Origin of the sequence: Halomonas sp. NCCP-2165 (assembly GCF_023708045.1) — a bacterium.
Lineage (GTDB): Bacteria > Pseudomonadota > Gammaproteobacteria > Pseudomonadales > Halomonadaceae > Bisbaumannia > Bisbaumannia pacifica.
On the sequence record NZ_BRCY01000012.1, the window covers coordinates 1 to 18067 of the forward strand.

General features: G+C 68.0%; 18 protein-coding genes. 13 read left to right on the plus strand and 5 right to left on the minus strand.

The window, feature by feature from the left end:
• Nucleotides 1–242: 242 nt before the first annotated feature.
• Nucleotides 243–1439: a tyrosine--tRNA ligase gene (gene tyrS, locus NFU04_RS07965; RefSeq protein WP_251308972.1), complete on the minus strand. Its 1197-nt coding sequence runs from the start codon at nt 1437–1439 to the stop codon at nt 243–245.
• A gap of 112 nt (nt 1440–1551) precedes the next feature.
• On the opposite strand from tyrS, the gene NFU04_RS07970 reads away from it, so the two are divergent.
• Nucleotides 1552–2679 carry an anhydro-N-acetylmuramic acid kinase gene (locus NFU04_RS07970; RefSeq protein ID WP_251308973.1) on the plus strand — a complete coding sequence of 376 codons (1128 nt, stop codon included), beginning with the start codon at nt 1552–1554 and terminating at the stop codon, nt 2677–2679.
• An 11-nt stretch (nt 2680–2690) separates the two neighbouring features.
• On the opposite strand, the gene NFU04_RS07975 is transcribed toward NFU04_RS07970, so the two are convergent.
• Together NFU04_RS07975 and NFU04_RS07980 are read right to left on the minus strand one after the other, a co-directional pair.
• Complete coding sequence (locus NFU04_RS07975) at nt 2691–3833, minus strand: PilT/PilU family type 4a pilus ATPase (protein WP_251308974.1); 1143 nt, start codon at nt 3831–3833, stop codon at nt 2691–2693.
• Nucleotides 3834–3877: 44 nt separating this feature from the next.
• Nucleotides 3878–4912, minus strand: a complete 1035-nt coding sequence (locus tag NFU04_RS07980) for a type IV pilus twitching motility protein PilT (protein WP_251308975.1) — start codon at nt 4910–4912, stop codon at nt 3878–3880.
• A 48-nt stretch (nt 4913–4960) separates the two neighbouring features.
• Between NFU04_RS07980 and NFU04_RS07985 the strand changes: the two genes are divergently transcribed.
• The 7 genes from NFU04_RS07985 (at nt 4961) to NFU04_RS08015 (ending at nt 9799) form a co-directional block, all read left to right on the plus strand.
• Entirely contained in the window at nt 4961–5674 is a 714-nt protein-coding gene (locus tag NFU04_RS07985) for a YggS family pyridoxal phosphate-dependent enzyme (protein WP_251308976.1), read from the plus strand.
• Between the two features lie 39 nt (nt 5675–5713).
• On the plus strand, nt 5714–6535 hold the full coding sequence (proC, locus tag NFU04_RS07990) for a pyrroline-5-carboxylate reductase (RefSeq protein ID WP_251308977.1): 822 nt from the start codon (nt 5714–5716) through the stop codon (nt 6533–6535).
• A gap of 39 nt (nt 6536–6574) precedes the next feature.
• Nucleotides 6575–7165, plus strand: coding sequence for a YggT family protein (locus NFU04_RS07995; protein WP_146803451.1), 591 nt, complete (start codon nt 6575–6577; stop codon nt 7163–7165).
• 70 nt (nt 7166–7235) lie between these two features.
• Nucleotides 7236–8390 (plus strand): homoserine O-succinyltransferase MetX, encoded by a 1155-nt coding sequence (gene metX / locus NFU04_RS08000; protein WP_251308978.1) that lies wholly within the window; start codon nt 7236–7238, stop codon nt 8388–8390.
• Nucleotides 8390–8992, plus strand: coding sequence for a methionine biosynthesis protein MetW (gene metW, locus NFU04_RS08005; RefSeq protein WP_198058178.1), 603 nt, complete (start codon nt 8390–8392; stop codon nt 8990–8992). Before metX ends, metW begins: the two co-directional genes overlap by 1 nt.
• A 28-nt stretch (nt 8993–9020) precedes the next feature.
• Nucleotides 9021–9476, plus strand: coding sequence for a DUF4426 domain-containing protein (locus NFU04_RS08010; protein WP_251308979.1), 456 nt, complete (start codon nt 9021–9023; stop codon nt 9474–9476).
• A complete protein-coding gene (locus NFU04_RS08015; protein WP_251308980.1) occupies nt 9476–9799 on the plus strand; it encodes a Rieske (2Fe-2S) protein in 324 nt (107 codons plus the stop codon). Before NFU04_RS08010 ends, NFU04_RS08015 begins: the two co-directional genes overlap by 1 nt.
• Before the next feature lie 164 nt (nt 9800–9963).
• On the opposite strand, the gene sfsA is transcribed toward NFU04_RS08015, so the two are convergent.
• Both sfsA and NFU04_RS08025 read right to left on the minus strand, forming a co-directional pair.
• Entirely contained in the window at nt 9964–10692 is a 729-nt protein-coding gene (gene sfsA, locus NFU04_RS08020; RefSeq protein ID WP_251309038.1) for a DNA/RNA nuclease SfsA, read from the minus strand.
• A complete protein-coding gene (locus tag NFU04_RS08025; protein ID WP_251308981.1) occupies nt 10692–11852 on the minus strand; it encodes a pyridoxal phosphate-dependent aminotransferase in 1161 nt (386 codons plus the stop codon). The genes sfsA and NFU04_RS08025 overlap by 1 nt, the downstream gene beginning before the upstream one ends.
• A 238-nt stretch (nt 11853–12090) precedes the next feature.
• Between NFU04_RS08025 and dksA the strand changes: the two genes are divergently transcribed.
• The 5 genes from dksA to NFU04_RS08050 all read left to right on the plus strand — a co-directional run bounded on the left by dksA (nt 12091) and on the right by NFU04_RS08050 (nt 18030).
• Nucleotides 12091–12528, plus strand: coding sequence for an RNA polymerase-binding protein DksA (dksA, locus tag NFU04_RS08030; protein ID WP_146803444.1), 438 nt, complete (start codon nt 12091–12093; stop codon nt 12526–12528).
• Between the two features lie 69 nt (nt 12529–12597).
• Nucleotides 12598–13479, plus strand: a complete 882-nt coding sequence (gene gluQRS / locus NFU04_RS08035) for a tRNA glutamyl-Q(34) synthetase GluQRS (protein ID WP_251308982.1) — start codon at nt 12598–12600, stop codon at nt 13477–13479.
• A 26-nt stretch (nt 13480–13505) separates the two neighbouring features.
• Nucleotides 13506–13685 carry a hypothetical protein gene (locus NFU04_RS08040; protein WP_146803442.1) on the plus strand — a complete coding sequence of 60 codons (180 nt, stop codon included), beginning with the start codon at nt 13506–13508 and terminating at the stop codon, nt 13683–13685.
• Nucleotides 13686–13703: 18 nt separating this feature from the next.
• Nucleotides 13704–16658, plus strand: coding sequence for an ATP-binding protein (locus NFU04_RS08045; RefSeq protein ID WP_251308983.1), 2955 nt, complete (start codon nt 13704–13706; stop codon nt 16656–16658).
• Entirely contained in the window at nt 16636–18030 is a 1395-nt protein-coding gene (locus NFU04_RS08050) for a sigma-54-dependent transcriptional regulator (RefSeq protein WP_251308984.1), read from the plus strand. The genes NFU04_RS08045 and NFU04_RS08050 overlap by 23 nt, the downstream gene beginning before the upstream one ends.
• Nucleotides 18031–18067 lie beyond the last annotated feature (37 nt).

Genomic DNA, 18067 nt, shown 5'->3' on the forward strand with positions numbered 1-18067 from the left:
TCTCGAGAGGGTTTCGAAAAACCCAACAGAAACAAGCACTTTTGCCACTCATTGCCGCTGGCCACGATGTCCGTCGCCGGCAGCGGATGCGTACTTTACGGATTTCCCCCCGCCCCTGCAAGGGCTTTTTTCAGAAAGTTTATCCACAGCCGAAGATCGCCGACCGCCTGTGGATGACCCCATGGACCAGAGACGACGACGCCCGCTCGAAAGCGGGCGTCGTCGGTACCGAGTCCGGTGTCTCAGGCGACAATGACTCGGGCATAGCGTTTCTTGCCGGCCTGGATCACATAGCTCTTGCCGCTCTCGAGCATATGGTCACGAGCCACCACTTCGCCATCCACCTTGACCCGACCGTTACCCAGCATGTCCTTGGCCTGGGCACTGTTATTGGCCAGCCCGGAGCGATTGAGTACCGCGGCAATCGGCGCCTGAGCACCGTCGAAATCGACGCTCACTTCGGGCAGGTCTTCCGGCAGCTCGCCCTCGGCCAGTTGATTGCCGGCGGACTTGTGGGCGTTGGCCGCGGCCTCTTCGCCGTGATAGCGGGCGATCAGCTCCCGAGCCAGGACCATCTTGATGTCCCGCGGGTTGGCCCCGGCATCCATATCCCGCTTGAGCGCCTCCAGTTCCTCGTTGCTCTTCAGGGAGAGCAGCTCGAAGTAGCGCCAGATCAGGCTGTCGGGCATGGAGACCAGCTTGTTGAACATCACCCCGGGGGCATCGTCGACGCCCACATAGTTGCCCAGCGACTTGGACATCTTCTGCACGCCGTCCAGGCCCTCGAGCAGCGGCATGGTAATCACCACCTGGGGCTCCATGCCGTAGTGCTTCTGGACCTCGCGGCCCATCAGCAGGTTGAATTTCTGATCGGTGCCGCCCATCTCGATATCCGCCTCCAGGGCCACGGAGTCGTAGCCCTGGACCAGCGGGTAGAGAAACTCGTGGATGGAGATCGACTGACCGGCCTTGTAGCGCTTCTCGAAGTCGTCGCGCTCGAGCATCCGCGCCACCGTACTCTGGGCCGCCAACTCGATCATCCGGGCGGCGTTGAGCTCGCTGAACCATTCGGAGTTGAAGCGCACCTCGGTCTTCTCGGGATCGAGGATCTTGAACACCTGCTCCTTGTAGGTCTGGGCGTTGGCGATGACCTCTTCCTCGGTGAGCGGCTTGCGGGTGACGTTCTTGCCGGTGGGATCGCCGATGCGTCCGGTGAAGTCGCCGATCAGGAAGATGATCTGATGCCCCAGGTCCTGAAACTGGCGCATCTTGGTGAGCAGCACGCTATGCCCCAGGTGCAGGTCCGGAGCCGTGGGATCGAAGCCCGCCTTGATACGCAGCTTGCGCCCCGAGGCGAGCTTCTTCTTCAGCTCGTCCTCCAGAAGAATCTCATTGGTACCGCGCTTCAACAGCGCCAGCGCGCTCTCGACATCGGTCATCGTACCCTTACTCCACAGAAAGCGGTGTTGATGGCAAAACAGCTTGACGAATGGGACGGGATGTTAACATGTCTTGCCCAGTACCGTTGAGAGCCCGCGAGGAGTCGTCACGATGTCGCTATATATCGGCCTGATGTCCGGCACCAGCCTGGATGCCATCGATGCCGCCCTGGTGGACTGTTGCGCCCCGACGCCGCGCCTGCTGGCGACCCGGGCGGTGACGATGCCCGAGGCCCTCCGCGACCTGCTGCTGCGGCTCTGCCATGCCGAGGGCGCGAGCTTTCGCGAGCTGGCCGAGGCGGAGGAGGCCTTCTGCCAGTCACAGGCCCGGGCGGTCCACGAGCTGCTCGCGGCCAGCGGCACGGCCGCCGCCGACGTTGCCGCCATCGGCAGCCACGGTCAGACCATCGAGCATGCCCCCGAGGGTCACGCCGGCGGCGCGTCCTATACCCTGCAACTGGATAACCCCAGCCGGTTGGCGGAGTTGACCGGCCTCGAGGTGGTGGCCGACTTTCGCCGCCGCGACCTGGCGGCCGGCGGCCAGGCCGCCCCCCTGGCACCGGCCTTCCACCAGGCGCTGTTTCGTCACCCCGAAGAATGGCGCCTGGTGCTCAACCTGGGCGGCTACGCCAACCTGACCCTGCTGCCGCCGCTCGACCACCCCGCCGACGTGCTGGGCTTCGATAGCGGCCCCGCCAATGCCCTGCTGGATGGCTGGTATCAGCGCCACCAGGGCGGACGCTTCGACGCCGATGGCGCCTGGGCCGCCGGCGGCCGGGTCGACGCGGCCCTGCTGACTCGCCTGCTGGCCGATGACTACTTCCGACGCCCCCCGCCCAAGAGCACCGGGCGCGAATACTTCCACCTGACCTGGCTGGAGCGCCACCTGGATGGGGACGAATCGCCTCGCGACGTTCAGGCCACCCTGGCGGAGCTGACCGCCGCCAGCGTGGCCCTGGCCGTCGAGCAACTCAGCGAGCGGTTGCCCGAGGCCAGGCCCACCCGGCTGCTGCCCTGTGGAGGCGGCGCTCACAACCCCCACCTGCTGAATCGCCTCCAGGCCCGGCTTCGCGGGTTGGCTCTCACCCCCACCGCCGAGCTGGGCTGGCCCGCCGACTGGCTGGAGGCGGGCGCCTTCGCCTGGCTGGCCCATCGCCGCCTGAGCGGGCTGCCCGGCAACCTGCCCTCGGTGACCGGCGCCCGTGGCCCCCGGATACTGGGCGGTGTCTACGCCCCCTGAGCTCTGCCCCGCTAGAAATCATCCCCCGAGCGCAGGCTAAAGCGCTCGCTGCCACTCTTGGCCTGGCCCACCGCCTCGCTGTTGGGATCGCCGAACTTGATCATCATGCGCAGGTCGTTGGCGGAGTCGGCATGCACCAGGGCCACGTCCTCGCTGACCACCCCCGCCCGGTAGAGGTCATAGAGCGCCTGGTCGAAGGTCTGCATGCCCAGGTCCCGGGAACGCGCCATGATGTTCTTGATCTCGCTCACCTCGCCCTTGCGGATCAGGTCGCTGATCAAGGGCGAACGCAGCATGACCTCGATGGCCGCGCGGCGCTCTCCCTGAACGGTGGGCAGCAGCTGCTGGGCGACGATGGCACGCAGGTTGAGGGAGAGGTCCAGCCATACCTGGTCATGGCGCTCGGCGGGGAAGAAATTGATGATACGATCCAGGGCCTGGTTGGCGTTATTGGCATGCAGGGTGGCCAGGCAGAGGTGGCCGGTCTCGGCGAAGGTCAGGGCGTGCTCCATGGTCTCCCGGGTACGCACCTCACCGATCAGGATCACGTCCGGCGCCTGACGCAGGGTGTTCTTCAGCGCCACCTCGAAAGACTCGGTGTCGATCCCCACCTCACGCTGGTTGATGATCGCCTTCTTGTGGGGGTGCACATACTCGATGGGGTCCTCGATGCTGATGATATGCCCGCCCAGCGTCTCGTTGCGCTGCTGGATCATCGCCGCTAGGGTGGTCGACTTGCCGGTCCCGGTGCCACCCACCACGAACACCAGGCCGCGCTTGATCTCGGCCAGCTCACCCAGGGCCGGCGGCAGATAGAGCTCCTCCAGGTGGGGAATATCGAAGGCGATACGCCGCAGCACCATGGCAGGTTGGTTACGTTGCTGGAAGGCGCTTACCCGAAAGCGCCCCTTGCTCGGCAGGCTCAGGGCGAAGTTGGCCTCGCGCTCGGCGGCGAAGCGCTCCCGCTGAGCCTCCGGCACCGCCGCCTGCACCAGCTCTGCCACCTGGGCAGCGCTCAACCCCTGGTCTCCCATGGGGATCAGCTTGCCGGTGATCTTCAGGGTGGGTGGCGCCTTCACCGAGATCAGCAGGTCCGAGGCCTCCTTATCCACCATGATCTGCAACAACTGCTCCAGCCATTCGCTCGCGGTCATGGGTTATCCCTCGCTCGTCATGTTGTGGTTGAGCCATCGCCGATTCAGGTCGGCAGGATCGCCTTGGCCTTGGCCTGGGCCTCGTCCCGGGAGACCACGCCATCGCTGACCAGGCGTGCCAGGGCCGCGTCCAGGGTCTGCATGCCCAGGTTGCCGCCGGTCTGGATCGCCGAGTAGAGTTGCGCCACCTTGTCCTCGCGGATCAGGTTACGCACCGCCGCCGTGGCCACCAGGATCTCGTGGGCGGCCACCCGCCCTCCGCCGATGCGCTTGAGCAGCGTCTGGGAGATGACCCCCTGCAGGGACTCGGAGAGCATGGAGCGCACCATGGCCTTCTCTTCTCCAGGGAAGACATCGATGATCCGGTCGATGGTCTTGGCCGCCGAGGTGGTATGCAGGGTGCCGAAGACCAGGTGACCGGTCTCCGCCGCGGTCAGCGCCAGGCGAATGGTCTCCAGGTCACGCATCTCCCCCACCAGGATGACGTCCGGGTCCTCGCGCAGGGCGCTGCGCAGCGCCGGGGCGAAGCCATGGGTATCGCGATGCAATTCGCGCTGGTTGATCAGGCAGCGTTTGCTGCGGTGGACGAATTCCACCGGGTCCTCGATGGTCAGGATATGGTCGTAGCGGATCTCGTTGATGTAGTCGATCAGTGCCGCCAGGGTGGTGCTCTTGCCCGAGCCAGTAGGCCCGGTCACCAGCACCAGGCCGCGCGGCATCAGCGCCATCCGGCGAAAGACCTCGCCCAGCCCCAGGTCCTCCATGGTCAAGATCTCGGCGGGAATGGTACGGAAAGCGCCGCCGATGCCGCGACCATGGTTGAAGACATTGACACGAAAGCGCGCCACTCCCGGCACCTCGAAGGAGAAATCGGTCTCCAGGTGCTCCTCGAAGTCGCGGCGCTGCCGATCATTGAGGATATCGTAGATCAGCTTGCGCACCTCGCGATCTTCCATGGCCGGCACGTTGAGTCGCCGAATGTCGCCATCCACCCGGATCATCGGTGGCAGCCCCGCCGATAGATGCAGATCCGAGGCGTTCTGCTTTGCCGAGAATGCCAGCAGTTCGGTAATATCCATGCGGTTCCCCCTGTATCCCTGCGCCTAATTGTAAGGACGTGTATCAGTATGACAGAGGTTGCGCTTTCCGAGACGTTGGCGGCCGCCAATCGCCGCCTGGCCGAGGCCCTGGCCCAGGCCGGTCGCGAGCCCGCAGCGGCGCGGTTGCTGGCGGTCAGCAAGACCAAGCCTGCGTTGATGGTGCGTGAGGCCTATCGACTCGGTCAGCGCGACTTCGGCGAGAACTACCTTCAGGAGGCCCTGGAAAAGCAGGAGGCCTTGGCCGACCTGCCCAAGATCGCCTGGCATTTCATCGGCCCCCTGCAATCCAACAAGAGTCGCGCTGTGGCCGAACACTTCGCCTGGCTGCACAGCCTCGATCGGGAGAAACTGGCGCGGCGCCTCGACGAGCAGCGCCCGGCGCACCTGCCGCCGCTCAACGTCTGCCTGCAGGTCAATATCAGCGACGAGGCCACCAAGGCCGGCGTCTCCCTCGACGACCTGCCGGCCCTGGCCGAGGCGGTCGTGGCCCTGCCCAGGCTGCGCCTGCGCGGCCTGATGGCGATTCCCGCCCCCGCCGAGGGGAGCGAGGCCCAGCGCGAGCCCTATGCGCGGCTGCGCCGAGCCCTGGAGGAGCTGCGCCAGCGCTTCCCCGAGGCGCCCCTGGATACCCTCTCCATGGGCATGAGCGACGACCTGGAGGCCGCCATCGCCGAAGGGGCCACCTGGGTCCGCCTGGGCACGGCGATCTTCGGCGCCCGCCCCAAGACACCCCGCGCCTAGGCAGATGCCCTGGGCCCCACGCAGAGGAATCGATTCCCTATGGCTAGCCAAGTGACCTTTATCGGTGCCGGCAACATGGCCAGCGCCATCTTCGGCGGCATGATCGAGGGCGGCTACCCCGCCACGGCCATCACCGCCACTTCGCCCAGTGACGACTACCTGGCACCGCTGCGCCAGCGCTACGGCATTCATACCGAGACCGACAACGCCAAGGCGGTCGCCAATGCCGATGTGGTGGTGCTGGCGGTCAAGCCGCAGATCATGCGCGACGTCTGCACGGCGATGCGTGACGCCATCCAGGCCCGCAAGCCGCTGATCGTCTCGGTGGCCGCCGGCCTCGGCGCCGATACCCTGGAGGCCTGGCTGGGCGGCGAGCTGGCGGTGATTCGCTGCATGCCCAACACCCCCTCCCTGGTGGGCGCCGGTGCCTGCGGCCTCTACGCCAACTCGCGGGTCAGCGACGCGCAGCGCCAACTGGCGACCGGCCTGCTGGAGGCGGTGGGCCTGGTGGAGTGGGTCGACGAGGAGTCCCTGCTGGAGGCGGTCACCGCCATCTCCGGCAGCGGCCCGGCCTACTTCTTCCTGTTCTTCGAGGCCCTGGAGGCCGCCGGCGTGCGTCTCGGCCTGCCCGCCGCCAGTGCCCGCCGCCTGGCCCTGCAGACCGCCTACGGGGCGGCGCGCATGGCTCAGCAGAGCGACAAGGACCCGGCCACCCTCAAGCAGAACGTGATGTCGCCGGGGGGGACCACCGAGCGCGCCATCCACAGCTTCGAGGCCGCCGAGTTGCGGCGCATCGTCGAGGAGGCCACCGAGGCCTGTGCCGACCGCGCCCGGGAGATGGCCCGGGAGCTCGGCCAGTAACGCCGTCACCGCATCCAGTCAAGATAAGGAGCCCCGCACATGGGCAGTCAAATGGGCAACGCCGGCCTGCTGCTGGTCAACACCCTGGTCAATATCTACCTCTTCCTGATGATGCTGCGCTTCCTGCTGCAGGCATCCCGGGCCGACTACTACAACCCCATCAGCCAGTCGGTGGTGAAGATCACCCAGCCGGTGATCGGCCTCTTCCAGGGCTTCCTGCGCCCGGTGGGGCGCTTCGACCTGGCCACCCTCGGCGCCGCCTTCGTGCTCAAGGTCATCGCCATCATCGCGATCCTGCAGATCGCCGGCATCGGCATGCCGCCGCTGGTCGGCGTGGCCATCGGCGCGGTGGCGGCCATCGCCAACGCCATCCTCAAGATCTACTTCTTCGCGCTGATCGCCATGATCATCCTCAGTTGGGTGGCCCCCAGCGCCAGCCACCCTGGCGCCCTGCTGGTGATGCAGCTGGTGGAACCGATCATGGCCCCGCTGCGCCGCGTCATCCCGCCGCTGGGCATGCTCGACCTCTCCCCCATCGTGGCCTTCATCGCCATCAGCCTGATCGATGGTATCGTGGTGGGCTCGCTGACCCGTGCCGCCGGCATCTCCGGCGCCCTGGTCGGCCTGTGAGGCGCGTGCCGCCCCGGCGGCGGCACGCCCCTTCGACAACATAACGACACGACTGGACACCAAGGACCCCATGCCCGAGCTACCCCGCGATTCGGTCGGCCTGGTCACCCCGCAGACCGCGCATTTCGATGCGCCTCTGGAGCTGGCCTGCGGCCGCACCCTGCCCAGCTACGAGCTGGTCTACGAGACCTACGGCGAGCTCAACGCCGAGCGCAGCAATGCGGTACTGATCTGTCACGCCCTCTCCGGACACCACCATGCCGCCGGCTACCACGGCCCCGACGACCGCAAGCCCGGCTGGTGGGACGCGCATATCGGTCCCGGCAAGAGCATCGATACCGAGCGCTTCTTCGTCATCTCCCTGAACAACCTGGGAGGCTGCCACGGCAGCACCGGGCCGCTGAGCCACAATCCGGCCACCGGCCGTCAGTGGGGCCCCGACTTCCCGATGATGACGGTCACCGACTGGGTGCATAGCCAGGCGCGGCTGGCCGACCGCCTGGGCATCCAGCGCTTCGCCGCGGTGATCGGCGGCAGCCTGGGCGGCATGCAGGTGCTGCAGTGGAGCCTCAACTACCCGGAACGGGTGGCCAATGCGGCGGTGATCGCCGCCACCCCCAAGCTCTCGGCGCAGAATATCGCCTTCAACGAGGTGGCCCGCCAGGCGATCCGCTCCGACCCGGACTTCCATGACGGCCGCTACGCCGAGCACGACACCCTGCCGCGGCGCGGCCTCAAGCTGGCGAGGATGGTGGGGCATATCACCTACCTCTCCGAAGACGCCATGGGCAGCAAGTTCGGCCGCGACCTGCGCAGCGACGACTTCAACTTCGGCTACGACGTGGAGTTCCAGGTGGAGTCCTACCTGCGCTACCAGGGAGACACCTTCTCCAACCGCTTCGATGCCAACACCTACCTGCTGATGACCAAGGCCCTGGACTATTTCGACCCGGCGGCGCCCCACGGCGGCGACCTGGCCGCGGCCCTGGCCCCGGCCAGTTGTCCCTTCCTGGTGGTGAGTTTCTCCACCGACTGGCGCTTCCCGCCGTCGCGCTCCCGGGAGCTGGTGGACGCCCTGATCCGCGCCGGCAAGGCGGTCAGCTTCGCCAATATCGACTCGCCCCATGGTCATGACGCCTTCCTGCTGCCGGAGCCCCGCTACCAGGCGGTGTTCGCCGGCTTCATGAAGCGCGTGGCCCGCGACCTGAACCTGGAGGCCCACTGATGCGCGCCGACCTCAAGCTGATTCATGGCTGGGTGCCCGAAGGGGCCCGGGTCCTCGACCTGGGCTGCGGCGACGGCACCCTGCTGGCCGCCCTGGCCCGGGATAAGGGCGTCACCGGTTACGGCCTGGAGATCGATCCCGACGGCATCACCGCCTGTATCGAGAAGGGCGTCAATGTCATCGAGCAGAACCTCGACGAGGGCCTGGCCAACTTCGACGACGACGCCTGCGACCTGGTGATCATGACCCAGGCCCTGCAGGCCCTGCGCCGCCCCGACCTGATGCTCGACGAGATGCTGCGGGTGGCCGGAGAGTGCATCATCACCTTCCCCAACTTCGCCTACTGGCGGCATCGCCTCTACCTGGGCTTCAAGGGCTATATGCCGGTCTCCAAGTCGCTGCCCCACGCCTGGTACGACACCCCCAATATCCACCTCTCGACCTTCAACGACTTTGAACGCCTGTGCCGCGACAAGGGTCTGATCATCAGCGACCGGGCGGTGGGCAACGGCGAGCACGAGGGACACTGGACCTCGCGGCTGTGGCCCAACCTGTGTGGCGAGACCGCCGTGTTCCGGGTCAGCCGGGGCCCGGGCGGCTGAACCGAACCCAACAGCAAGGGGAAAGACCATGAAGGCCAAGACTCTCGGCGCCTGGCTGCTTACCGGCCTGCTGGCCTGGCTGCTGGCGGCCGGCGCCCAGGCCCAGCAGTACGAGCGGGTCGGCAACTACCAGATCCACTACAGCGCCATCAACACCAGCTTCCTGACGCCGGAGGTGGCCGCCGCCTACGATATCCAGCGCAGCCAGGTGATGGCGCTGCTCAATATCAGCGTGCTCGAGGAGCAGGAGGACGGCACCACCCGCCCGGCGAATGCCTGGGTCAGCGGTCGCGTCGGCAACCTGGCCGGCCAGACCCAGAACCTGGCGTTCCGCACCGTGCGCGACGGCGAGGCCATCTACCACCTGGCCACCTTCCGCATCCAGGAGGACGAGCCGATGCGCTTCGAGCTGGAGGTGGGCTACGATCGCAACGCCGACCCCGCCCAAGTCGGCTTTATGCAACGCTTTTATATCGATCGCTGATGAGTGCTATTGCCCACCGTTCCCAACTGGATGCCACCGCGGCCCTGGGACTGCGCCTGCCGGACGGCCGCGAGGCCTTCCTGGTGCGGGTACACGGTCGCATCAGCGCCTTCGAGAACCGCTGCCCCCATCAGGGCATCGGCCTCGACTTCCAGCCGGATGTCTTCCTCGAGCCCGGCGGCGAGCTGATTCAGTGCAGCATGCACGGCGCCCTCTTCCTGCCGGAGAACGGCGAATGCGTCTTCGGGCCCTGCCAGGGGCGCCACCTGGTCCCGGTGGCGATTCGCATCGACGACGACGGCCAGATTCATCTGGCCGAGTGATACGGCGGATCCCCGGCGCGCCCTTGCTGAATCGCCGAGACGCTGGTGAGGCCACTGGTGTGGTAGGAGCCTGCTTCAGCAGCGGTCCGACGTCTCGGCGATGGTATAGCCCTTACCAGGCGCCTGCGGCGCCAATCGCTGGCTGAGGCCAGCTCCCACGGGTATTAGTCCAGGTGAACGGGCAGCCGCCTGACCAACTGGATGCCCCGGGGCACTCCGGCCTCGACGACCACCTCACAGCCATAGGCCAGCACCTCCACCCCCGCCTCGGCGGCCCGTCTCAGGGTCTCGGCATAGCGGGGGTCGAGGTGCGCCGCCGGGGCCACCGAGGGGATGCCGGTGTGGGCCACGCAGAACAGCAGCACCGCCCGATGCCCCTGCGCGGCCAGGTCGGCCAGCACCTCCAGGTGCCTGCGGCCCCGCTCGCTGACCGCGTCGGGGAAGTAACCGCCGCCATCGGCCTCACGCAGGGTCACCTGCTTGACCTCCACATAGGTCGGCTCGCCCCGATCGTCGCTCAGCCGGAAATCGAGGCGCGCCCCCTCCACCCGCACCTCGCGCCTCAGCTCGGCGAAGCCGGCCAGCTCTCTTACCACGCCCTCGCGCAACGCCGCCTCGACGATGCCGTTGGCGCGCCCGGTATGCACCGAGGCGAAGGCGCTGCCGCCCTCCGGCTGGGGTAGCTCGATCAGCTCCCAGGTCCAGGCCAGCTTGCGCTTGGGGTTATCACTGGCGGCCAGCCAGACTCGGCAGCCCGGCACATTGACCGCGCGCATGGAGCCGGTATTGGGACAGTGGGCCACCACCAGGGAGCCATCGGCCAGCTCCACATCGGCCAGGAAGCGCTTGTAGCGCCGGCGCAGGAGGCCCGGCGTCAGGGTGGGGTAGGTCATCATCGCCGCCCCAGGAAACGTTCGAGGCGGTTCAGGGCCTCCTCCAGGCGTGCCACCGAGGTGGTGAAGGCGATCCGCACATGGTGCTCGCCGCCACGCACCGCGAAGTCGATGCCCGGGGTAATGGCGACGTTCTCCTCCTCCAGCAGTTGCCGGCAGAAGGCCTGGCTGTCACTGCTGTAGCGGGAGATATCCAGCCACACATAGAAGGCCCCCTGGGGCGGCAGCGAGGGCGCCAGGTCGAGGCGCGCCAGCCCCGCCAGCAGGGCATCCCGACGCCGCGCCAGCTCCCGGCGACGGCTCTCCAGCTCGTCGAGGCAATCCGGGGTGAAGGCCGCCAGGGCCGCGTGCTGGGCCGGGGTGGAGGCGGCCAGGAAGACGTTCTGGGCCAGCCGCGTCAGGGGCTCCACCGCCGCCTCCGGGGCCAGCAGCCAACCCAGGCGCCATCCGGTCATGCCGAAATACTTGGAGAAGCTGTTGACCACGAAGGCCTCGGGAGCCACCGCCGCCGCCGAGACCGGCTCGACCCCATAGGTCAGCCCCTGATAGATCTCGTCCACCAGCAGGGCGCCGCCGCGCGCCTCGACCGCCGCCGCCACCGCCGCCAACTGGTCGGCATCGAGCATATGGCCGGTGGGGTTGGAGGGCGTGGCCAGCATCGCCAGCCGCGTGGTATCGCGCCAGTGCCGGGCGACCAGCTCGGCATCCAGCTGCCAGCCGCTCGCCGGCCCCACCGCCACGGTATCCAGTTCGGCCTCGGCCAGGGCCATGAAGTGGCGATTGCAGGGGTAGGTGGGATCGGCCATCAGCACCCGGTCGCCGCGCTGCACCAGCAACTGGCTGGCCAGCAGCAGGGCCCCGGAGGCGCCGGGGGTGACCAGGATCCGCGCCGGATCGACCTCGGCGCCGAAGCGCTCGGCGTAGTGGCCGGCGATGGCCTCGCGCAGCGCCGGCAGGCCCGCCGCCGGCGTGTAGCGGGTCTGCCCCGCGGCCAGGGCCCGCTGCCCCGCCGCCACCACCGCCTCCGGGGTGGCAAAATCCGGCTCGCCCACCCCCAGGTGAATCACGTCATGGCCGGCGGCCTCCCGTCCCTGGGCCTCCTCCAGCAGACTCATCACCCGGAAGGGCTCGACGCGATCCAGCCGCGCGCTCCAACTCATGCGTCACTCTCCTTCAACGGCCGCGACCCGGCCTCTCGATGGCTCGATATGGCACCTCTGGCGGGGGCCATGGTCAAACGGGATTGTAACCGGCTGCGGCATCAGCCGGCACCTCCGGATCATGTGACGGTTGCAATGCGGGCGTTTTTTCGCTAAATAAGCAAGGCTTTGGGCCGGCAGCAGTGCGCCTGCCCGACCGGGCATCGGCCCCAGTCACTCGAGCAATGAGGCAGCCCCCATGCCAGTAGCAGCACAAAAGACGGAAGCGCCAAAGAAATTCACCCCGTACGAAGCGGCACCGGGTGAAGAGTACATGAACGAGAAGCAGCTGGAGCACTTCCGACAGATCCTGCTCGACTGGAAACAGGAGCTCATGGAAGAAGTGGACCGCACCGTGCGTCACCTGCAGGAAGACGCCAACAACTATGCGGACCCGGCGGATCGTGCCACCCAGGAAGAGGGCTTCAGCCTCGAGCTGCGGACCCGCGACCGGGAGCGCAAGCTGCTCAAGAAGATCAACGAGACCATCGAGAAGATCGACGAGGACGACTACGGTTTCTGCGAGGCCTGCGGCGTCGAGATCGGCATTCGCCGCCTCGAGGCACGCCCCACCGCCACCCTCTGCGTGGACTGCAAGACCCTGGCCGAGCTCAAGGAGAAGCAGCTCGGCGGCTAACCCCCAGGCGATACCAGCGTGACGGGCACCCTCGGGTGCCCGTTTGCCTTTCCGCCGACGGAGTCCGCCATGCCACGCTATCGAGGCCGCTTCGCCCCGACGCCCTCGGGCCCCCTGCACTTCGGTTCCCTGGTCGCCGCCCTGGGCAGCTACCTGGACGCCCGCCAGGCCGGCGGCGACTGGCTGCTGCGCATCGAGGACATCGACCCGCCGCGCTGCCCCGCCGGCGCCGGCGACACCATCCTGCGCCAGCTGGAGGCCTTCGGCCTGCACTGGGATGGCCCGGTGCACTACCAGAGCGACCGCCACGACGCCTACCAGGCGGCCCTGGAGCGCCTGATCGATCGGGGGCTGGCCTACCCCTGCAGTTGCTCCCGCAAGCAGTGGCGCGATCACCCCATCTACCCCGGCTGGTGTCGCGACGGGGTGCGCGAGCCCGGCAGGCCGGCGGCCTGGCGCCTGCGCAGCGACCTGGGCCTGCGCCCGGTCGAGTGGCAGGATCGCCTCTTCGGCGCCCAGCGCTTCGATCCGGCGACCCTCGGCGACGTGGTGCTCAAGCGCAAGGATGGCCTCTGGGCCTATCAGCTGGCGGTGGTGGTGGACGATGCCGCCCAGGGCATCGGCGATGTCGTGCGTGGCCACGACCTGCTCGACAATACCCCCTGGCAGCGCCAGTTGCAGGCGGCCCTGGGGCTGCCCGAGCCCCGCTATCTGCACCTGCCGTTGATTCTCGGCGCCGATGGCCAGAAGCTCTCCAAGCAGAACCTGGCGCCGGCCCTGCCCCGTGAAGGCCCCGAGGTACGGCGCCAACTGCACCGCGCCCTGGAGGCCCTGGATCAGGCGCCGGCGCCGGGGCTGATCCGCGAGCCGGTGGCGGTGCAGCTGGCCGAGGCGATTCCCCGCTGGTCGGTGGCCCGGCTGCGCGCCGATGCCCAGCGCCCCCAGCCCTGAACCGCCCCGCAGCAGAGGAGCTTCCCATGTATCTCTACCGGCTGATGCTGTTCCTGGTATTCGGCGGCTACCTGCTCTCGCCACTGCTGATGAGCGGCTGGGCCTCGCCGGACAGCGCCTGGTACCGACCCTTCCTGATCTGGGGCGGCCTAATCGCCCTGTCGCTATGGCTGGAGCAGAAGAGGAAACTGGATGAACATGGCTGATTTCCGGGAGGCCCGCCCATGAGCGCCGCCCAGCTATTCCTCCTCGGTATCGGCTATCTGTCGTTGCTGTTCCTGGCCGCCCTGGCCGTGGAGCGGGGCTGGGTGCCGATCCGCCTGGTGCGCCACCCCGCCGTCTATACCCTGGCGCTTGGGGTCTATGCCAGCGCCTGGGCCATCTATGGCAGCCTGGAACTGGCCAGCCAGGCGGGCTACGGCTACCTGGCCTATTACCTGGGACCCGCCGGGGCCTTCCTGCTCGCCTCGGTGCTGCTGGTACCGATCCAGCGCCTGACCCGCACCTATCAGCTATCGTCCCTGGCCGACCTCTTCGCCTTCCGTTTCCGCTCCCGCTGGGTGGGTACCCTGATTACCCTGGTCAGCCTGCTGGCGGTGCTGCCGCTACTGGCCCTGCAAATCCAGACCCTCGGCGATGTCACCCAGGTGCTCACCGGTACCGCCTCCCCGGCGCTGATGGCCCTGGCCTTCAGCGCGGTGATCGCGCTCTTCGCGATCCTCTTCGGCGCCCGCCACACCCGGCTGCATGCCCGCCACGACACCTTGCTGGCGGTGATCGCCCTCGAGTCCCTGATCAAGTTGCTGGCCATGCTGGCCCTGGGCGCCTTCGCGCTGTTCGCGATCTTCGAGGGACCGGCCAGCGTCCAGGCCTGGCTGGCGGGGCCCGGCGCCGAGATCCAGGCCGAGGTGACCCGTCTCGACCCGGGGCAGTGGCGCACCCTGCTGCTGCTGTTCTTCGCCGCCGTCTTCCTGATGCCCCACCTCTTCCATATGACCTTCGCCGAGACCCTCTCCCGGCGCACCCTGCAGCAGGCCAGCTGGAGCCTGCCCCTTTACCTGCTGCTGCTGGCCCTGCCGGTGCCGCTGATCCTGTGGGGCGCCCAGCGCGTCGGGGCCGATAGCGCGGCACTGGGCGCCGCCTACCTGGCCTACGGGCTGTCGGCCTCGCCCTGGATCCAGGGCCTGGTGTTTATCGCCGGCCTGGCCGCCGCCAGCGGCACCCTGATCCTGATCGCCCTGGCCCTCTCCGGGATGATGCTCAATCACTGGGTACTGGTGGCCCACTCGCCGATTCACCAGCCCGATCTCTACCACTGGCTGCGCTGGTTGCGCCGCGCGCTGATCGCCGCGGTAATCTTCGGCGGCTGGCTCTTCTACCGCATCGTCGGCATCCACCATGACCTGATGACCCTGGGCATCGTCGCCTTCGTCGGCATGGCCCAGTGCCTGCCCGGCATCCTGGCGGTGCTCTACTGGCCCGGCGCCAACCGCAAGGGCATGGTCAGCGGCCTCGTCGTCGGCACGGCGATCTGGCTGTTGGGCATGTGGCTGCCGCTGCTCACCGGCATGACGCCACGCATCCTGCTGCCGCCGGGGCTGGAGCTACTGGCCAATGAGCCGGACTGGTATGTGGTGACCCTGGTCTCTTTGGCCGCCAATATCCTCACCTTTATCCTGGTCTCGCTGTTGACCCGCACCTCGGAGGGCGAACGCGCCGCCGCCGAGGCCTGCTCGGTGGATGCGGTGATCCGTCCCAAGCGCCTGCCCCTGGATGCCCGCAACGGCGCGGAATTCATCCAGCGCCTGGCGCCGGTGCTCGGCGAGGAGGTGGCCCGCCGCGAGGTGGAACGGGCCCTGGAGGCGCTGCGCATCTCCCCCCAGGAGGGACGCCCCTATGCCCTGCGCCGCCTACGCGATCGCCTGCAGGCCAACCTCTCCGGGCTGATGGGCCCCTCGGTGGCCCAGGATATCGTCGACAGCTACCTGCCCTACCGCCGCGGTGCCCAGGAACCCACCGACGATATCCACTTCGTGGAGAGCCGCCTGGAGGCCTATCGCTCGCGGCTCACCGGTCTGGCCCGGGAGCTCGACGGCCTGCGCCGCTACCACCGGCGCATCCTCACCCGCCTGCCGGTGGGGCTGTGCGCCTTCGGCGTCGACGACGAACTGCTGATGTGGAACGATGCCCTGGCCGAACTCTCCGGTATCGACGGCGCCAGCGTGGTGGGCTCACGGCGCACCGACCTGCCCGCCCCCTGGGGCGAACTGCTGGAGCGCATGTTCGATGAACGCCAGGACCATCTCTACAAGCAGGAGGTGCCCCTGGCCGCCGGCGTTCGCTACCTCTCCCTGCGCCGTGCCGAGCTGCAGGCCGATGACGCGGTGCGCGGCGGCACCGTGGTCCTGGTGGAGGATCACAGCGAAATGAAGTGGCTGGAAGAGGAACTGGTCCATGCCGCCCGCCTGGCCTCCATCGGCCAACTGGCCGCCGGAGTCGCCCACGAGATCGGCAACCCCATCACCGGCATCTCCTCGCTGGCCCAGAATCTGCGCTATGACACCGACGACCCCCAGTTGCTGGAGACCGCGGAACAGATCCAGCAGCTCACCGATCGGGTCTCGCGCATCGTCTCCTCCCTGGTGGGCTTCGCCCATGGCGGCCGCCACGTCCAGGGCCAGGTCTTCGCGCCGCTCGTCCTGCGCGAGGTGGTGGAGGATGCCCTGCACTTGATCCACCTGGCCCGCTCGGGTCAGGATGTTACCTATCGAAACCTCTGCCCCGAGGCGTGTCGCATCGAGGGCGATGCCCAACGCCTGGTGCAGGTCTTCGTCAACCTGCTCAACAACGCCCGGGACGCCAGCCCCGACGGCGGTGAGGTGCTGATCGAGGCGAGCCGCGAGGGTAACGGTGTCTGTGTTACCGTTACCGATGAGGGGCAGGGCATCGATGCGAGCATTCGCGACCACCTCTTCGAGCCCTTTATCACCACCAAGGCGCCCGGCGAGGGCACCGGCCTCGGCCTGCCGCTGGTCTACAGCATCATCGCCGAGCACCACGGGCAGATCCATATCGAGTCTCCCCCCCCGGAGCGAGAACGCGGCACCCGCATCCTGATGTGGCTGCCCACTAACCGAGAGGACGGCAAGCATCCCCATGAGCCGGATTCTGATCGTTGAAGACGAAGCCATTATCCGCAGCGCCCTGCGCCGCCTGCTGGAACGCCATGACTACCAGGTGAGCGAAGCGGGCTCGGTGGACGAGGCCGAGGCCCTCGATCCCCAGCGCTTCGATCTGGTGATCAGCGACCTGCGCCTGCCCGGCACCCAGGGCACCGCCCTGATCGACCGCGCCGCCCCCACCCCGGTGGTGATCATGACCAGCTACGCCAGCATGCGCTCGGCGGTGGAGGCCCTGAAGCAGGGTGCCGTGGACTACGTGGCCAAGCCCTTCGACCACGACGACCTGCTCAAGACCGTGGCCCGGGCCCTGGAGCAGCACGCCGCCGAGGCGGCTCCCCCCGCGGCGACCAGCAGCGCCGCCCCGCCCCAGGAGCTGATCGGTGACTGCGAGGCGATGCAGGTGGTCTACACGCGGATTCGCAAGACCGCCCCGGCGGACGTCACCGTGTTGATCCAGGGCGAGTCCGGCTCCGGCAAGGAGCTGGTGGCGCGGGCCATCCACTCCCAGAGTCGACGCGCCCGGGCCCCGCTGATCTGCGTCAACTGCGCGGCCATCCCCGAGACGCTGATCGAATCGGAGCTGTTCGGTCACGAGAAGGGCGCCTTCACCGGTGCCAATGCGGCCCGCACCGGCCTGGTGGAGGCCGCCGACGGCGGCACCCTGTTCCTCGACGAGATCGGCGAACTGCCCCTGGACGCCCAGGCACGCCTCTTGCGGGTGCTGCAGGAGGGCGAGATCCGCAAGATCGGTTCGGTGGAGACCCGTCACGTCGACGTACGCCTGATCGCCGCGACCCACCGCGACCTGCGCGCCATGTCCAAGAGCGGCGAGTTCCGCCTCGACCTCTACTACCGCCTCAATGTGATGCAGATCGACCTGCCACCGCTCCGCGACCGGGAGCAGGATATCCTCAAGATCGCCGATGTGCTGCTGGAGAAGGCCTGCCGCCGTCACGCCCGCGAGGGACTCAAGCTCTCCCGGGCGGCGCGCCGCGAGATCCACGACTACCCCTGGCCCGGCAACGTGCGGGAGCTGGAGAACGCCCTGGAGCGTGGCGTGATTCTCGCCGAGGGCCACCTGATACACCCCGACGACCTGGGGTTGCAGCCCGGACCGCCCCTCACTCGCAGCCAACCCAAGCCCGCCTCACCCGCGACGCCGGAGCCGCGAGAAGCCGGCGATGCCGAGCTGGACGAGGAGGACCTCTCCCTGGAGGACTACTTCCAGCACTTCGTCCTCGAGCACCAGGATCAGATGAGCGAGACCGAGCTGGCCCAGAAGCTCGGCATCAGCCGCAAGTGCCTGTGGGAACGCCGCCAGCGCCTGGGGATACCGCGCAAGAAGAGCGCCAGGAACCGCGCCGGATAAGCCCGTCGCAAGCAACCCGACCATGGTCTAAACGCCC

Bases quoted from the DNA above. Each gene is read 5' to 3' on its own strand.
- NFU04_RS07995 (WP_146803451.1), top strand. From the start codon at position 6,575: ATGGGCAGTCAAATGGGCAACGCCGGCCTGCTGCTGGTCAACACCCTG.
- proC (WP_251308977.1), top strand. From the start codon at position 5,714: ATGGCTAGCCAAGTGACCTTTATCGGTGCCGGCAACATGGCCAGCGCC.
- NFU04_RS07980 (WP_251308975.1), bottom strand. From the start codon at position 4,912: ATGGATATTACCGAACTGCTGGCATTCTCGGCAAAGCAGAACGCCTCG.
- NFU04_RS08025 (WP_251308981.1), bottom strand. From the start codon at position 11,852: ATGAGTTGGAGCGCGCGGCTGGATCGCGTCGAGCCCTTCCGGGTGATG.
- NFU04_RS07985 (WP_251308976.1), top strand. From the start codon at position 4,961: ATGACAGAGGTTGCGCTTTCCGAGACGTTGGCGGCCGCCAATCGCCGC.
- sfsA (WP_251309038.1), bottom strand. From the start codon at position 10,692: ATGACCTACCCCACCCTGACGCCGGGCCTCCTGCGCCGGCGCTACAAG.
- gluQRS (WP_251308982.1), top strand. From the start codon at position 12,598: ATGCCACGCTATCGAGGCCGCTTCGCCCCGACGCCCTCGGGCCCCCTG.
- NFU04_RS08010 (WP_251308979.1), top strand. From the start codon at position 9,021: ATGAAGGCCAAGACTCTCGGCGCCTGGCTGCTTACCGGCCTGCTGGCC.
- NFU04_RS08045 (WP_251308983.1), top strand. From the start codon at position 13,704: ATGAGCGCCGCCCAGCTATTCCTCCTCGGTATCGGCTATCTGTCGTTG.
- NFU04_RS07975 (WP_251308974.1), bottom strand. From the start codon at position 3,833: ATGACCGCGAGCGAATGGCTGGAGCAGTTGTTGCAGATCATGGTGGAT.
- NFU04_RS07970 (WP_251308973.1), top strand. From the start codon at position 1,552: ATGTCGCTATATATCGGCCTGATGTCCGGCACCAGCCTGGATGCCATC.
- dksA (WP_146803444.1), top strand. From the start codon at position 12,091: ATGCCAGTAGCAGCACAAAAGACGGAAGCGCCAAAGAAATTCACCCCG.
- metX (WP_251308978.1), top strand. From the start codon at position 7,236: ATGCCCGAGCTACCCCGCGATTCGGTCGGCCTGGTCACCCCGCAGACC.
- NFU04_RS08015 (WP_251308980.1), top strand. From the start codon at position 9,476: ATGAGTGCTATTGCCCACCGTTCCCAACTGGATGCCACCGCGGCCCTG.
- tyrS (WP_251308972.1), bottom strand. From the start codon at position 1,439: ATGACCGATGTCGAGAGCGCGCTGGCGCTGTTGAAGCGCGGTACCAAT.
- NFU04_RS08050 (WP_251308984.1), top strand. From the start codon at position 16,636: ATGAGCCGGATTCTGATCGTTGAAGACGAAGCCATTATCCGCAGCGCC.
- metW (WP_198058178.1), top strand. From the start codon at position 8,390: ATGCGCGCCGACCTCAAGCTGATTCATGGCTGGGTGCCCGAAGGGGCC.
- NFU04_RS08040 (WP_146803442.1), top strand. From the start codon at position 13,506: ATGTATCTCTACCGGCTGATGCTGTTCCTGGTATTCGGCGGCTACCTG.